Source organism: Arthrobacter sp. JUb119 (assembly GCF_024807995.1).
Taxonomy (GTDB): Bacteria; Actinomycetota; Actinomycetes; order Actinomycetales; family Micrococcaceae; genus Glutamicibacter.
Genome location: NZ_JANUFE010000002.1, coordinates 199,754 through 214,658 on the forward strand (window position 1 = coordinate 199,754; position 14,905 = coordinate 214,658).

19 protein-coding genes and 1 tRNA gene are annotated in these 14,905 nt (G+C 56.5%); 17 read left to right on the plus strand and 3 right to left on the minus strand.

Going from position 1 to position 14,905, the window contains the following annotated elements:
• The first annotated feature begins 15 nt into the window (after positions 1-15).
• The 5 genes from M2368_RS06935 (at position 16) to M2368_RS06955 (ending at position 4,943) form a co-directional block, all read left to right on the plus strand.
• Positions 16-717, plus strand: coding sequence for a DUF501 domain-containing protein (locus M2368_RS06935; protein WP_105657439.1), 702 nt, complete (start codon positions 16-18; stop codon positions 715-717).
• Positions 717-1,643, plus strand: a complete 927-nt coding sequence (locus M2368_RS06940) for a Ppx/GppA phosphatase family protein (RefSeq protein ID WP_400290112.1) — start codon at positions 717-719, stop codon at positions 1,641-1,643. The genes M2368_RS06935 and M2368_RS06940 overlap by 1 nt, the downstream gene beginning before the upstream one ends.
• A gap of 64 nt (positions 1,644-1,707) precedes the next feature.
• Positions 1,708-3,183, plus strand: coding sequence for a S8 family serine peptidase (locus M2368_RS06945; protein WP_388024197.1), 1,476 nt, complete (start codon positions 1,708-1,710; stop codon positions 3,181-3,183).
• A gap of 190 nt (positions 3,184-3,373) precedes the next feature.
• Positions 3,374-4,741, plus strand: a complete 1,368-nt coding sequence (locus M2368_RS06950; RefSeq protein WP_105657442.1) for an NAD(P)/FAD-dependent oxidoreductase — start codon at positions 3,374-3,376, stop codon at positions 4,739-4,741.
• A 117-nt stretch (positions 4,742-4,858) separates the two neighbouring features.
• Positions 4,859-4,943, plus strand: a tRNA-Leu gene (locus M2368_RS06955).
• Positions 4,944-5,023: 80 nt separating this feature from the next.
• Here the strand turns inward: M2368_RS06955 and M2368_RS06960 are convergent.
• Together M2368_RS06960 and M2368_RS06965 are read right to left on the minus strand one after the other, a co-directional pair.
• Positions 5,024-6,139: a site-specific integrase gene (locus M2368_RS06960; RefSeq protein WP_498724265.1), complete on the minus strand. Its 1,116-nt coding sequence runs from the start codon at positions 6,137-6,139 to the stop codon at positions 5,024-5,026.
• Entirely contained in the window at positions 6,126-6,875 is a 750-nt protein-coding gene (locus tag M2368_RS06965) for a helix-turn-helix domain-containing protein (RefSeq protein ID WP_498724266.1), read from the minus strand. The genes M2368_RS06960 and M2368_RS06965 overlap by 14 nt, the downstream gene beginning before the upstream one ends.
• Before the next feature lie 43 nt (positions 6,876-6,918).
• Between M2368_RS06965 and M2368_RS06970 the strand changes: the two genes are divergently transcribed.
• The 12 genes from M2368_RS06970 (at position 6,919) to M2368_RS07025 (ending at position 13,970) form a co-directional block, all read left to right on the plus strand.
• Positions 6,919-7,206, plus strand: a complete 288-nt coding sequence (locus M2368_RS06970; protein WP_498724267.1) for a helix-turn-helix transcriptional regulator — start codon at positions 6,919-6,921, stop codon at positions 7,204-7,206.
• 39 nt (positions 7,207-7,245) lie between these two features.
• Entirely contained in the window at positions 7,246-7,590 is a 345-nt protein-coding gene (locus M2368_RS06975; RefSeq protein ID WP_498724268.1) for a hypothetical protein, read from the plus strand.
• Positions 7,591-7,618: 28 nt separating this feature from the next.
• Positions 7,619-8,089, plus strand: a complete 471-nt coding sequence (locus M2368_RS06980; protein ID WP_498724269.1) for a hypothetical protein — start codon at positions 7,619-7,621, stop codon at positions 8,087-8,089.
• 98 nt (positions 8,090-8,187) lie between these two features.
• Positions 8,188-8,391, plus strand: a complete 204-nt coding sequence (locus tag M2368_RS06985; protein ID WP_498724270.1) for a hypothetical protein — start codon at positions 8,188-8,190, stop codon at positions 8,389-8,391.
• Positions 8,384-8,677, plus strand: coding sequence for a hypothetical protein (locus tag M2368_RS06990; RefSeq protein WP_498724271.1), 294 nt, complete (start codon positions 8,384-8,386; stop codon positions 8,675-8,677). Before M2368_RS06985 ends, M2368_RS06990 begins: the two co-directional genes overlap by 8 nt.
• 122 nt (positions 8,678-8,799) lie before the next feature.
• Entirely contained in the window at positions 8,800-10,134 is a 1,335-nt protein-coding gene (locus tag M2368_RS06995; RefSeq protein ID WP_498724272.1) for a YfjI family protein, read from the plus strand.
• Positions 10,135-10,348: 214 nt separating this feature from the next.
• Positions 10,349-10,546: a hypothetical protein gene (locus M2368_RS07000; protein WP_498724273.1), complete on the plus strand. Its 198-nt coding sequence runs from the start codon at positions 10,349-10,351 to the stop codon at positions 10,544-10,546.
• Entirely contained in the window at positions 10,546-10,866 is a 321-nt protein-coding gene (locus tag M2368_RS07005; protein WP_498724274.1) for a hypothetical protein, read from the plus strand. The genes M2368_RS07000 and M2368_RS07005 overlap by 1 nt, the downstream gene beginning before the upstream one ends.
• A 219-nt stretch (positions 10,867-11,085) precedes the next feature.
• Positions 11,086-11,256, plus strand: coding sequence for a hypothetical protein (locus M2368_RS07010; RefSeq protein WP_498724275.1), 171 nt, complete (start codon positions 11,086-11,088; stop codon positions 11,254-11,256).
• Positions 11,257-11,550, plus strand: a complete 294-nt coding sequence (locus M2368_RS07015) for a hypothetical protein (protein ID WP_498724276.1) — start codon at positions 11,257-11,259, stop codon at positions 11,548-11,550. It abuts the gene before it with no gap.
• A 242-nt stretch (positions 11,551-11,792) separates the two neighbouring features.
• Positions 11,793-12,692, plus strand: a complete 900-nt coding sequence (locus tag M2368_RS07020) for a hypothetical protein (RefSeq protein ID WP_498724277.1) — start codon at positions 11,793-11,795, stop codon at positions 12,690-12,692.
• A 786-nt stretch (positions 12,693-13,478) separates the two neighbouring features.
• Positions 13,479-13,970, plus strand: a complete 492-nt coding sequence (locus M2368_RS07025) for a type II toxin-antitoxin system PemK/MazF family toxin (protein WP_498724278.1) — start codon at positions 13,479-13,481, stop codon at positions 13,968-13,970.
• Positions 13,971-14,050: 80 nt separating this feature from the next.
• Here the strand turns inward: M2368_RS07025 and M2368_RS07030 are convergent, their stop codons facing one another.
• Positions 14,051-14,545 (minus strand): hypothetical protein, encoded by a 495-nt coding sequence (locus tag M2368_RS07030; RefSeq protein WP_498724279.1) that lies wholly within the window; start codon positions 14,543-14,545, stop codon positions 14,051-14,053.
• Positions 14,546-14,905: the final 360 nt, after the last annotated feature.

Here is a 14,905-nt window from a genome sequence, read left to right on the forward strand (position 1 = left end):
AAGAGACTTATAACCGTGACTGAACAGCCAATCCGCGAAGCCCTTGACGCCGCCGGACGAGTACCCAGCGAAGCTGACCTCGACACCCTGTCCCGCCAGCTGAACCGCCCGGTGCGCGATGTGGTGGAGATCGGTGCGCGCTGCGTTTGCGGAAACCCTCTGGTAGCCACCACGGCACCGCGCCTTTCCTCGGGTATTCCCTTCCCCACCACCTACTACCTGGCGCACCCGGTGATCACTGCGGCAGTGTCGCGGTTGGAAGCTGCCGGGTTGATGAACGAGATGAATGACCGCCTGGGTGAGGACGCGCAGCTGGCGCAGGCTTATGTAGCTGCCCACGAGTCGTACCTGGCCAACCGCGATGCGATTGGCCAGCGCTCGGGAACCGGGGCCGTTCCGGAAATCGCTGGGGTCTCCGCTGGCGGCATGCCGACCCGCGTCAAGTGCTTGCACGTGCTGGTAGGGCACTCGCTGGCTGCCGGCGAGGGCGTGAACCCGCTGGGTGATGAAGCGCTGGCTGGGATTGCCCAGTGGTGGACCAAGGACAAGTGCTACTGCGTGGGTGCTTGGGATACCGAATCCGAGGCCCCGAGCCGTGACCGCTCGCGCCACGTGAAGACCCAGGAACAGCAGGACCCAGCGGCCAAGCGCGCAGAACGCGCCCGGAAGCGTGCCGTGCGTGAATCCGCACAGGGCGCTGACCAGGATGATGCCTAATGCGCGTGGCCGGTATTGACTGCGGAACCAACTCCATCCGTCTGCTGATCGCGGACATCGGGGCCGATGGCCAGCTGATCGACGTGCTGCGCACCATGCGCATCGTGCGCTTGGGCCAGGGCGTTGACGCTACCGGCGCTTTCGCTCCCGAGGCCTTGGAGCGCACCTTTGAAGCTGCTCGCGAGTACAAGAAGCTGTGCGATGAGCATGGGGTGGAAGCCATCCGTTTCGCAGCGACCTCGGCGGCCCGCGATGCATCGAATCGCGAGGTCTTCACCGAGCGGATCACCAAGATCCTGGGCGTCGCCCCGGAAGTGATCAGCGGTGAAGAAGAAGCCTCCCTGTCCTTTGCCGGTGCGGCTTCGGTTCGGGACGGGCAAAGCGGCAAGAGCCTGGTGATCGACCTCGGTGGTGGATCCACTGAATTCGTTCTCGGTGATGCCACCGGCCCGTTGGCAGCCAAGAGCCTGGACATGGGTTGTGTGCGCGTTACCGAACGGTTCCACCAAGCGGGATTGCGTTCGGATCAGGCCTTGGAATTCATGGACAGCACCTTGGAATCCTTGGCCGGATCGGTTGACGTTGCGCAGGTCGACGCGGTGATCATGGTTGCAGGCACTTTCACGACGCTCACCGCCCAGGCCCTGGGATTGAAGCAGTACGAGTCGGAAAAGATCCATGGGGCGCAGCTGAGCTTCGCCCAGATGCGCCAAGCCACCGCCAGCATGCTTTCCTACAGCCGGGAAGAGCGCGCGGCACTGGGCTTCATGCATCCGGGACGAGTTGATGTGATCCAAGCTGGCGCAGCCATTGTGCAACGCATCCTTCATTACCTTGAAAAGGCCAGCGGGAACCGCGAAATGGTTCTGATTGCTTCCGAACACGATATTCTCGACGGAATCGCGGCTTCAGCTGCCGCCGCCTGAACCTGTCACCCAGTCACCGACCCAAGGAGATGTCTTGAGCTCAGCTTTGCGTGCCAGGAAAAGAATGGGCTTCCTCAAGCTCGGCTCTCTGCTTGTCGCAGCGCTGTTGGCCTTCACCCTGCTCAGCGTGGGCGCACCTGCCCGCGCTGACAACATGCGTGAGTCCGAATACTGGCTCAAGTCGTTGGGCGTGGCCGAAGCGCACAAGACGACAAAGGGCGAAGGCGTCAAAGTCGCGATCATTGATACCGGCATTGATACCGCGCATCCAGACTTGAAGGGTGCCGTGGTTGGCGGTGCTGATATGTCCGGCTCAGGCGGAGACAAGGGCAACAAGCCCATAGGCGTCATGAGCGAGCACGGCACCTTGGTGGCTACCTTGCTCGGCGGGCGCGGCAACAACAAGGGCGAAATCAAGCGGGTTAAATCCGAGAACGAGCGCTTGAAGGCCGCGTGGGAAAAGGCCAAGAAGACCGCCGAAGACGAAGACGAGGACATTCCCCAGGAACCTGAGTACGAAAAGGTGCCAAAGCTGAAGAGCGGCAAGGACGGCGTGCTCGGCGTCGCTCCGGCAGCAGACCTGCTGTCTGTGTCGCTGTGGATGGGCGAAGGCAACCCGGCGAAGATTCCAGTGGAAACCCAGATCCCCCGTGCCGTGAAATGGGCCGTGGATTCCGGGGCCAAGGTCATCAACATGTCTCTCGGTTCAACCAGCCCGGCATGGCCGGAAAGCTGGGATGACGCCTTCAAGTACGCAGAAGACCATGACGTGGTTATTGTTGCCGCTGCAGGCAACCGTTCGGGCGGCATGAGCCAGGTGGGCGCCCCCGCCACGATTCCGGGAGTGCTGACCGTGGCCGGCGTTGATGCCAGCGGCAAGGCTTCGCAGGATTCCTCGACCGAAGGCATTTCCATCGGCGTTGCAGCCCCTGCCGAGCAGTTGGTCGGCGGCTTGCCAGATGACGGCTACGCGCGCTGGTCCGGTACCTCCGGCGCGGCTCCTTTGGTGGCGGGCGTGGCCGCATTGATTCGTTCGGAATACCCGAACATGAAAGCTCCTGAGGTCATCAACCGCATCCTGAAGACCGCCAAGGACACCGGCACAGCCGGCGTGGACAACCTCTACGGCTACGGAATCATCGATGCGCAGGCGGCAGTGACGGCGAGCGTCCCCTCGGTATCCGAGAACCCGCTGGGCACGATCAGCGAGTGGATTCGCGTGCACCGCCGCGACACCCAGAAGACTGCTGATACCCCAGCTCCGGGCGTCTCGATGGAGAAATCGGACCTCAAGCAGGTCGCGGCGCCAGATCCGGTTCTTCCCGATGACTCGGCACCGGCGCTTCAGCCGTTGCTGATCGTCGGCGGGGGAGTGCTCTTGCTACTGGTGATCATTGCAGGCATCGCCCAGACCCTGGTGCGTCGTCGACGCGAGAAGGCTGCGGCGCGGCTTGGTTCGGCTTCCTTGAGTTCATTGAAAGTCCCGGATCAAGCTGGCGGCCGGGATCTGTTCGACGAGATTCCCGAAGAAGAGAAGTAAATAGCGGACAAAGCGGGGTGGAAACTGAAGATCCACCCCGCTTTTTCGCGCCTTCCGATGCTTAATTCGACAGGTTGGTGCGAACCTCGGCAGTCGGAAACGCCCATGCCTGGCGACGACGTGACACACCGAACGGAAATAGTTAGTGAATGTTTTCACTAACTCGAAAAATCCGCGTAGAATCAACAGTATGTCGATCATCGAAACCTCCCAGAAGCGTCCGCGCATTCTTATCGTCGGCGGTGGCTACGTAGGCCTGTACGTCGCGATGAAGTTGCAGAAGAAGGTCAAGGCACACGGCGGCATCGTCACCGTTGTCGACCCGAACCCGTACATGACTTACCAGCCATTCCTGCCAGAAGTTGCCGGTGGCCAGATTGAACCACGCCACGTTGTGGTCTCGCACCGTCAGCACCTGAAGCACTCCGAGCTGGTCAACGGCCGCGTGCTGAGCATCGACCATGCCAACAAGAAGGCTGTCATTGCTCCGGTCAACGGCGAGCAGTTCGAGCTGGAATACACCGATGTCGTGATGTCCGCTGGTGCGGTCACCCGTACCTTCCCCATCGCTGGCCTGGCTGAAACCGGCATTGGCCTGAAGACCATCGAAGAGGCCGTCGCCCTGCGCAACAAGGTTGCCGAGCGCATCGAGTCCGCTTCGAACATGACTGATCCAGTTGCACGCAAGCGCGCCCTGACCTTCGTGGTTGTCGGCGGCGGCTTCGCCGGCATCGAGACCATCGCCGAGCTGGAAGACATGGCCCGTCACTTGATCGGCCTCAACGACCGCATCGATGCGAAGGAAGCACGCTTCGTCCTGATCGAGGCCATGGGCCGCATCATGCCAGAAGTCACCGCCGAGCAGGCGGAGTGGGTTGTCGATCACCTGCGCAGCCGCGGCATCGAGGTCTTGCTGAACACTTCGCTGAACAATGCCGAAGAAGGCAACCTGGAACTGATCAACATGGCCGACAAGTCCCCAGCGGGCGAGTTCGGTTCCGACACCTTGATCTGGACTGCTGGCGTCATGGCCAACCCGATGGTTCGCTCCACCGATTTCCCAATCGAGCAGCGCGGCCGCATCGAGACCCGCACGGACCTTCGTATCAAGGATGCCAACGGCGAACCTCTGGAAGGCGCCTGGGCAGCCGGCGATATCTCGGCAGTCAAGGACGTCACCGGCGGCCTGCCGGACGGCACCTGCGTTCCCAACGCACAGCACGCAGTGCGCCAGGCCAAGCTGTTGGCCAAGAACCTGTACGCTGCGCGCTACGGTGTTGGCACCATCAAGGAATACAAGCACTCCAACCTGGGCGCAGTTGCCGGCTTCGGCCGCAACAAGGGCGTTGCCAAGGTTGTTGGCATCAAGCTCAAGGGCTGGCCAGCATGGATGGCACACCGCGGCTACCACGGCATGGCCATGCCGACCTTCGAGCGCAAGTTCCGCGTCGTTGGCGACTGGCTGGTTGCACTGGTCTTCAAGCGCGATGCCCTGCAGCTGAACAACCTCGAAGCACCACGCACTGCTTTCGAAGAGTCGGCCAAGCCGAAGAAGTAGGCTTGAGCCGTAGTTGATCGACGATGATGCGAGGGGCCAAGCAATTGGCCCCTCGCGTACGTCAGCAAAGAAGGATTTTCTATTTGCTTTGCCGATCACGTAAAATTTGAGAGTCTTGCCCCTATGGTGGAATTGGCATACACGGCTGACTTAAAATCAGCTGCCGAAAGGCTTGTGGGTTCGAGTCCCACTGGGGGTACCAACACATAAGGCCTCTACTTCCCTTTATTTACAAGGAAGTAGAGGCCTTTGCTGTTTCTGAAAACAATCAAAAGGGCACATTCAGGGCACATTCATCCGTGAAACAGCCTCATTCAAGGCCACTGCAACACCGTCTAAATCGTCATCAAACAGTTCCGCATACACGTCTAGAGTCATCGCAGCAGAGCTATGCCCAAGCATCCTCTGAACCGCTTTCACGTTCGCCCCGGCACTGACCGCGAAGCTTGCAGCGGTGTGCCTTAAATCGTGTGGTGTCACCCTGGGCACGCCTGAATCTATGACGGCTGAACCGAACCAGGATTTACGTTCGCGCATGTCGATATGGCGCAGGTAAGTACCATCAGAATTTGGGAACACCAGATCTTCTCGATGCTTGTTCTTGCATAGTTCACCGATGGCCGGGGCCATGAACTCAGGGAACGGCACCGAGCGTTGCTCATGGCTTTTCGGCGTGCCAACTTTGATCTTCCCGCCAACATCAACCGCGTTCTGATTGACGTTCAAGCGCCGGCGAATCATGTCCACATCTTGCACCCGCAGAGCGGTCGCTTCACCCCACCGCAGCCCACAGTACGCCAGCACACGAACCAGCGTAGGGTACTTCGAGTGATCGGCCAGGTCTCGTATTTGCTCATGGCTCAGGAACACATGGGCCTTTTTGGTTTTCCGTGGCAGATCCACTCCACGCGCAGGATTGGTTTGCAGCCGGCGGTCTTTCACCGCGTCATCCAGGATCGCAGCCAGCACACCATAAGCACGGATTACTGTTGTCGCTGATTTGGGCTTCACAACGGGTTTAGCCTTAGCGTCACCGATAGACAGTTTCGTAACCCATGCCTGAACCTCGGTGTGCACGATTTCGGATATGGGCCACTTGCCCCAGACCGGCTCCACATGCACCCGCCAGGCTATCTCTAGCGGACGATAAGCGGAGGGCTTGAGAGTTTGCTTGCGTTCCAACCAGGACGGCCCCAACGACGCTACAGTGACGTTAGCCTTGGCAGGGTCAATATAGGTTCCACTTGCCTTATCAACTTCCACCGTAGCCATGAACAGCTTCGCGTCACGCTGATTCTTGAAGCCCTTCTTCTTGGCTTGGCTCCGGTCAGGTTTGCGATAGCGCACCATGTACCTAGTTGCGCCGTCTTTCAGCAGGTACTTCTCAATCGCCGCCATCGGATTCTAATTCCTTGAGTACTGATGCTAGATAGTGTGCGTTGTTCGGTTCGCGAAGCATGCCTGCTAGCCGTGTCTTGATGTGTCGCTCTATCTCGACAGCAGCTGGACCTTCGAAAGTGAATGCCGGGTACTCTCGTAGCTCATATGCCTTGTCGTCATTCTCGGAATGTAGCCACAGCGCGAGCCATTCATCTGGTTCCAGCTCGGAAACTTTTTGACGCACGGCCGCTAAGAAATTTCGAGATTCATGAGCTTCGTCTTGCGGCCTAATTCGGTCTAGAAAATCCATTCCCATTGTGACTTTATCCTGGGCGTAGAGCTGCCTTCCGCGCTCCATCCCTTTAGCGTTTTCGTTAACCTCGGGAGCGCTGGCTCTGTGATGCGGGAGGGCCTGCCAACCGTCTGCCCAGGCCCAAATGTCGGCACCTGTTGTGCCTTCTGGCATCGCGGTTACATTGTCGCTCATATCAGCGTTGTCGCTGTAGTTCGGCATGAGTAGCGCGTTTGGGTTCACGTTTAGAGCGATCGCGAGTGCTACGAGGTCATCAGCATCTACGCGGCGCTTAGTCTCCTCCATGCGCCGTACGGCAAGCGGAGAAATGCCAGTATGCCCGACTTCGTCTAGACGTCTCGACACATCGGTGTAGTTCAGACCTAGCGATTCGCGAAGCCTGGTCAAGTTTTCAGCAACGGTTTTTGAAGTTGCGCCTGATTCTATTTTCTGTCCAGCCATAAACCGAGTGTACCTCCAAAAGATGGAGGGTGAGGAACAATAGTTGCGCGAGACCGAATGTCATGCAAAGATAGATACAGACCTGCAAAAGATGAAGGTCGGGTATCAGAAAATGGAGGAATTACCGATGGCCACAATCAACCTGCCAACAGATTCGATTATCACCCCGGCCCAGTTGGGCGAGCGACTCGGCCTTAGTGTCGGTGCACTAGCGCAGATGCGTTACCGAGGCAACGGACCACGTTTCATCAAATTGGGCGGCCGACAAATTCGCTATTCCGAGTCTGAGATTCAAGCCTGGCTCGACCAGCAGACCCGCGACCGCACCTAAACATTCTTTCGCCTGAATAGGCGGCTAAGGAACAGACCAATGGAAACAGACGTAATTCTGTGCTCGGTCACCATGAAAGACCTCGCAAACTACTTTCGTAGTCGCGACGGTGGCAGCCATAACCGCAGGTTCGCGGAAAAGCTCGCCCGCGAAGTGACCAAGAATCCAGAACAGTCCAAAGAACTCTTGCCCACCGGCTGGCATGAAATTCTTCATCCACCAAAGCAAGCGTTCATCCGAAGATTAGGTTTCGACCTATTCGCAGATTCACGCGGCGGGGGAACTCAGTATCTACCAGCCACGGCCAAAGAGAGACAAGACGCTCTCAACCAAATAAAGAACGGCCCCGGAACCGTCGCCAAACAGTGTTCCGAAGCCGCCTAACCAAACCCCATGAAAGGGATTGATCCTCATGAACAAGACTACCCGCATCACCCCAGTAACTCCACCAGCAGGATTCCTCAAAGCTGTCTACCTCGATTGCGCAGACGAATACGGCGAAATCCCAGCAGAGTGCCAGCCCTACGGCTCATGCGCTTGCGATCGCGAGATCAGCTACCACGGACCAAACGTCTCAGGAGAAACTTTCGGCGGCGTCACCTCGCAGTGGACACCAGAAAAAGGCATCTTCTTCATCCTGCAAAAGAACGACGGTGAACTATGGACCCGTGACCAGCTTGCAGAACTGCCAGCACTCATCGACAGCATCGAACAGAAGATTGACCAAGAGATAGCAGTCGATCTCATGAAGAGCCGGCCAGAGATGCTTCGCGCAACCACCACCGTGAACAAGCTCTGCGACTTCGCTGTAGATAACGGCGTCACCGCTAGTGCAGCGTTCGCCGCCTACCAGGAACTCACCAAGGGCGGTCACCATGCATAAGGTCACCCAGGGCATCGTGCGCAGCGTCTTCTACATCACAATCTTCATCATCATGGTCATCGTTCCCCAAGCCATCGCACAAGCGGTAGGAGCACCCATTGCATATTGACCCGAAGGCGCTCATCGAAGGCGTGCACGTAGTAGTCGTGGAAGTCGAGAAGCCAGACAGTCTGCATTACAAGCGGCGCACCTACTTCAATCTGCCCAGTGCACAACGAGCAGTAGACCGCGCCACCGAACGCGGACAATCCGCAAAGCTGATCCTCTGCAAACTAGTGCCAGCAGGTGAAGCCGATGCATGACCATGACGCACAACGAGCCGAGTTCATCAGCTCCAACGCGAAAGCCCGTGAAGTGTTCCTCGACGGTTACGAACGCGGATACAAAGCCGCCATGGAATACCTCGATGACCAGATAGGCGTGACTCTTGTCAGTGACTCCTACCTGAACGACCCGGCAGGCTACCAGCGCCGGTTCGCCAAGTCCGCAGCGAACGCCGTGGACGTATACGCGGCACGGCAAGCCATGGGCACCCACAAGACCGGCCCAGAACCCTACCCGCTGCACCCGCTACGGCTAGTCAGCTAATCACTCAACCAAACTCACTTGAAGGCTCCCAGCACGCCACTGGGGGCCTTCGCTGTACCCAATCTCTAACACTTCATCCTTATGAGCCCCGAGTGCTCATTGACCATCAGAGGAGCCATTGAATGACTGTTTCCCCAGAGCAATGGGAACGTGAACAAGTCTTGTCGCATGAAGCCGAAGAAACCCCTGTCCACGTAGACAAGGAATGGCCCACCCTACGCCCAGAGGCCTTCCACGGCATCGCAGGGGAGATCATCAACGGATTAGCCCCAACCACCGAAGCGGACCCCGCAGCGATGCTTGCAGACCTCCTGGCAACCTTCGGATGGCTCATCGGAGCTGAAGAACAATCTGCGCACATGCTTGTTGCCAACTCGAAGCACCACGCACGGATCTGGCCCATCATCGTTGGAACCACTTCATCCGGCGCTAAGGGCACCAGCCACGGCGCAGTATGGCGCATCGTAGCCAAGTACCTGGAAACAGTCCTGAACCCACCAATGCACAAGACAGGCCTCTCCTCCGGTGAAGGACTTATCGAAGCCGTTCGGGATGAATCTGGGGATGACCCCGAAGCAAAGCACTACGAGCCCGGCGTATTGGATAAAAGGCTATTCGTGATGGAAGACGAGATAGCCCAGGTCTTCAAACGCTCCAACCGTGAAGGCTCAACTTTGGGTCCAACCCTTCGCCTAGCCTACGACGGACGTGACCTGTCGGTGATGAACCGAAAAGCCATCACAGCTACAGCCCCGCATATCGTCATCGTTGGGCATATCAGCCCCGGTGAGCTGCAAGGCGTTGTGCGTTCAGGCGACGTGGACGGTGGAACGATGAACCGCTTCATCTATGTGTGTTCACGGCGTTCGAAACGGCTCCCGGACGGCGGTAACGCTCCACAGGACGTTATCAACGTATCGGCACAGGCGATGAGTGAAGCGGTAGACATAGCGCGTCGTGCTGGACGCATCGACATGAGTGCAGAGGCAAGAGTGCACTGGCGAAAGTCGTATGCGCGACTTACCGCCGACAGGCCAGACACGGTACTAACCAAAGCTACTGGGCGGCGTGCTCCCTCGGTGCTCAGGCTTGCCATGATCTACTGCCTTTTCGACCAGCGAACCGTAATCGAACCTGACGATCTTCGCGCAGCCGAAGCGCTCGAACAGTATTCAGTGGACAGTGCCAGGTACATCTTCGAAACGCATGTAGACAAAGGATCGAACGAGCACGGACGGCTGGCAGAGTTCATCCGGTCCGGAGGTGTCCAGGGGAAAAGCCGCGCAGAGATTTCCATCGATCTTTATAAGAGAAATCGGAAGTCCGCACTGATTAGCGCCGACCTCGCAGCACTCATCGAACAGGGATCAGTGGTGCAAGTGGAGATGCCAACCGACGGCCGAAAGAAGATTGTTTTCTTCGCACGGGAACACTCGCAGCGAACGAAGAATACGTAATTACGAATTATGCCCGTAGATCCGCATGATCACGCGGTTCATTATTGCGTAATCGCTTACGAATTTGGCTACGAAGAATCACACCTAGGAATAACTTCGTAGCCAAGTTCGTAGCGTCCGACGAACTAAGAAACCCCGTAAATAAAGGGATGCAAGCCCTTCTTTCGTTCTTACGTATCTTTCGTACACATAGACATTCAAAGGACAGCTCACCATGGATTCAAACAAAGGATTCAGGCCACAAGCCAAGCTGCACAAAAGGCCCTGGCTATTCAAAGACGGCACCAGTACTCCCGGCATCGCCCTCATGCACCGGCACAAGGTACTAGCCCACATGACACCCGCCGAAGCCCGAGCAATAGCCGACAAGCTCCACGACTACGCAGACCAACTCGAAAAGGATGAAAACTAATGACTCCAATCTACGGAGAACTCAAAAACGGTAAGAGGTACGTGCTCACGCCAGCCTCAGAAATCAAGCCACGCATTGACGAGACTATCCCCAAAGCTCTAGCAGTAGACGCATGGAAAAATCGCACGTATCGCAGCTCTTACATCATCGAAGTGGACTGCCCCTACTGCCCAAAGACTCACACTCATGGATGGTTTGGCGACGGCGACACCGGAGGGCATCGCGTGTCTCACTGCGGAGATGAGTACAAGTCCAACCGCGGGTACTACATCCAGGTTCCCGATAGCTGGCAAGGCAAGTATCCACGCAGAGTTAACTAGCTAACCCCTCCTTCCACACAAGAGCGTTCACCAATCAGCACCCGGTGACCGCCTCACCCATACCCGAAAGAACTTCCATGATCGACCCCAACAGCTCCGAGCAAGTAGTAAACCTACTACGCCGAGCAGCCGACCACATCGCCCAAGGCATCAAAAACCGGCAGATCCACACAGACCTACATGCCCTCGCGGACATCGCAGAGCAGGAGGACTAACCCAATGGCCTACACCTACAGCGACCGACAACTACGCGAATGGCCCGACGCATCACAAGCAGCCCACTACTGGGAAAAAGCCAACAACGCAGAACAGAACGCCGCCTACTGGAAAGCCCGCGCCCTATCGGCAGAACGCCGAATGCAAGAACACGACTGCCAGGAAGAAAAATAAATGAGCAACGACCGTCGCCCCTTCATAGGCAAAATCTGGATCGAAGACTGGAGAAACATCCACACAGGCAAAGTAACGCCGGGCATCAAACTAGGTGGGGCCAGCGGCATCGCAGCACACCTCACCAAATCCGAAGCCTACGCCCTCGCAAACGAGATTGTAGACCTCGCAGACCAACTGCCCGACCCGACACCACCCAAAGCCCCAATACCCTGCTACGGGACAAACAGCGCCCTACTCACAGCAGCGGACGGCACACCCGAACCGGACCTACCTGCAACAATCGCAGCCTAGTGAACGGCACCCATGGCAACAAATAAAAACACGGGCATCAAACCCACAAGCATCACCGAGCTAAGCATCAGCGCCAACTGCCCCTACTGCAACAACGAACACAGCTACGGCGCGTACAAATTCTCCGAATGGCCACCCGACAAAGGATGGACACGCCGAGTACCCTGCCTCGACGTGATGCCAGAACTACGCCGATACGGCTACCGAAACTACTACACGATCACCAACTGAAAGGCACCAAAATGCTCGACTTCACCGGAAAAACCAACACCACCCCAACCACCAACGCACCATCGAAAGGCCGCACCATGAACAACTACCCAATCCAAGACAGCAGCATCGAACCACGAGAATACGCGAAATTCGGCAACCAGCTACGCCGACTAGCCAAGACCCTCGACAGCGCAAACCTCAACATCCCAGAATCCCTCACCCAAGGCCCAATGTCCTACGAACAGCAGGCCAACCAGCTAGTCACCGAACTAGCCCAAAGCAGCACTGAAAACCACCTCGACAAAGCAGCCGAAGCAACGCTAAACGGCGAAGACCCCACCCCCCACCTACTCAACGCGGCCGCATGGGACCGCCGACTAGGACTCAACAAGCGCATCCTGGAACTATCCCGCGCAAAATACGTAGAGCAGGTCAACGATAACGCCGACAACATCACCGAACAGCTCCGAAAGAACGACTTCACCCCCGCCATCCGACGACTCAAGACCCTCCTAACCAAGCACCCTGACAAGCCCTGGAACCTAGACCTCGCAGTTAGTTCAGGAGACTACGCCCACGCCGCGATCATCAAAGACAACCAAGACATCGCAGACACCCTCCACGAAGCCATAACCATCCGAGGGCTCATCTACAACGACGAAGCATTCACCACCCCAGCCGCCTACATCACCAAGCCAGGATACAAAGGCAAGGTGCAGACCGCCGACCTCAACTGGTGGGCAACCATCATCAACGCCGGCTACACGCCACACCTGCCAACCGCAAACGAATGGGAAGCACTCGAACAGAGCGAACCATTCACTAAGCACCGCGAAGCCGAAGCCAAGAAGATCGCAGAATTCAACGCAACCGAAGAACCACAAATCGTGCAGAACCTCATGCACGAAGGTCGGCAGATGAGCCGGTAACACCAACACAACCTGAATAGCGTATGAGTGGCCAGCAAGACAGCAAAAGTCTAAAGCTGGCCACTCAGCTTAAATAGGAGATCAGCAGTCGCCACGTAACTGCTGAAACGAGGGTGGGGGAGTGAGGTAGTCGCCCCGACCTGAGGTGCCCTCCCCTGGCATTGGGCTCTCTCCCTAGTATTTTTTTCCCAAGGGGGTGCGGGGGAGAGGTGCGAACACTGTTTCAGACTGCACTCCTGCAGCATAGTGGCGCACACATGGAATTCCGCACGTGATGGCCCCTGAAAGCGTCTCTCTCCATCTAGTGGGCCGTATGTGCCCTTTTTCGCAGATAACGCTTATTTAGTGAATGTCCAAGTCAGACTGAGAATTGACTCGGAGGGGGATTTTCGCAATGCCAGAGGAGCGACCCTGATTGCGTGTTTCAACCTCCCCTCCCCAGGGTCAAGTCTTAGATGGTTGTGAAATTGGGAACGGCAGCAGGCGTTCAAGTGGGCTATAGTAATGGGACGGAGAGAACCAAGCGGCGGTAGTCTTGCCAAGCGGTCGATCCGAAGAGGAACCTATAGAAAAGGTGAGTGCTATGTCTTTGCACGTATTATCACCGCAACGCGTTCGTACACGCGCAGATGTTAGTAAGATCGCTGCGCATTATGCCGCGGTGCGTGCCGCCAAGAGCGTCACGATGGCCAGATCAGATAAGGACTCGGCAAAGGGACTTCTGCGCATAAACGCTAGTTATGCCCCAGCACGAGCAAAAGTTAATGAGATCTTCGAGAACTAATCTTGACCTTCCAAAAATTTGAGGCTAGACAGCTTTGGTGGTTCAAGGACGAGCACCTTGTATTTCCGCCGGATTATGCGCGTACTCCTAAGTCGAGCAGGCTGATAGTCATAACCTCGCATGATGCGTATAACTCTAATCCTGAATGGCCGTTCGTCTTTGGCGTGCCGGTTTCTACGTCTGAGGATTGGGCCACACCTACTTGTGTGCCTTTGATCCCGAAGCGTGACAACGTTACGCAGAGTAGTTGGGCGCGGGTTGCTATTATGCAGCCATTGGCTAAGGAAACGTTGATAGATGGCCAGTGCCAGATGGCAGGGAAAATTTCTACTGAGGCAATGGAGGAGATCCAAGCAAGTCTGTTAGGTATGCTCCATCTTCCTTTCGAAGATGACCCAGATTTTGACGCTACTTCCCAGATATTGGATCCGAACCTGGAGCCCGTTGGAAAGCCTAAACCTCCGACGCCGCTGGTAATGCCGCGTAAGCGTTGACCCGCGTTATAGTTCACGAATGTCGAGACTGACCGGCACACATGATTGTGTGCCGGTCTTTTTCTGTTTCTGGGCAGTCTTTAGCTACTGAGATCTTGAAGCAGCGATGGGTATAGCTCGTTGAAATGTTCGATGACCTTGTCATTGCCTGGACTCAAGGGTGCTTGGAATTTCAGGCCGTTCGTATAGGTCAGCTCATAAGCTGCCCAACGTCCGTATAGGTTGTGGTGATCAAAGGGAATCACCTGTGGTGCCTCTAGAATCACTAGCGCTGTGAGGTTGGAACGTGGAATGATTTGCACCTTTGGGTGTTCCAAGTCAGACATGCCATTGAAGTAGACCACGTGATCGGTTGTGAACACTGCGATTTCTACGGTGTGAGCTTCATCGTCAACAACGCGGCCTGTTAGGGCTTCGATTTCGTTGTCGCTTATAGCGAATGCAAAGGCGTTGAGCAGGCGTCCTAGTCCGCCACGGCCTAATTTTTCGTACTTGTCAATAACTGGCCACATGGTTGCTCTGAATTTACTTGCTAGTTCGCGCCCGCGTTCCTGATTGCTGATTTCGGTGTTCATTGCCCAGTCCTTTCAAGGGTCCTAATGGGTTATTGGCACCATAGCCCATCGAGGTGACGGGTTATCCAACTCCTTGTGGAATGCAAGCGGTTGAACCGTGGTTATGACGGGCATGGTTGGCAGGTCGGATTTCAAATCGGAGTTGAAACTCTCGCATTTGGGATGCGGAAGGGTGCGTTTTCAAATCCAACCCTTTAGGCAGGTCGCGTTTGAAACGAGGGATGGTTTTTCAATATCAACCCTTTTGCTCAGATTTGAGCGGAGGGGGTACTCACTATTCGAGTACCTTTTAGACAAATTTGTCCGAAAGTTTGAGGGTGCGAACATTCGCGAGGGTTACTGCAGTTGTCGCGAAGGGCA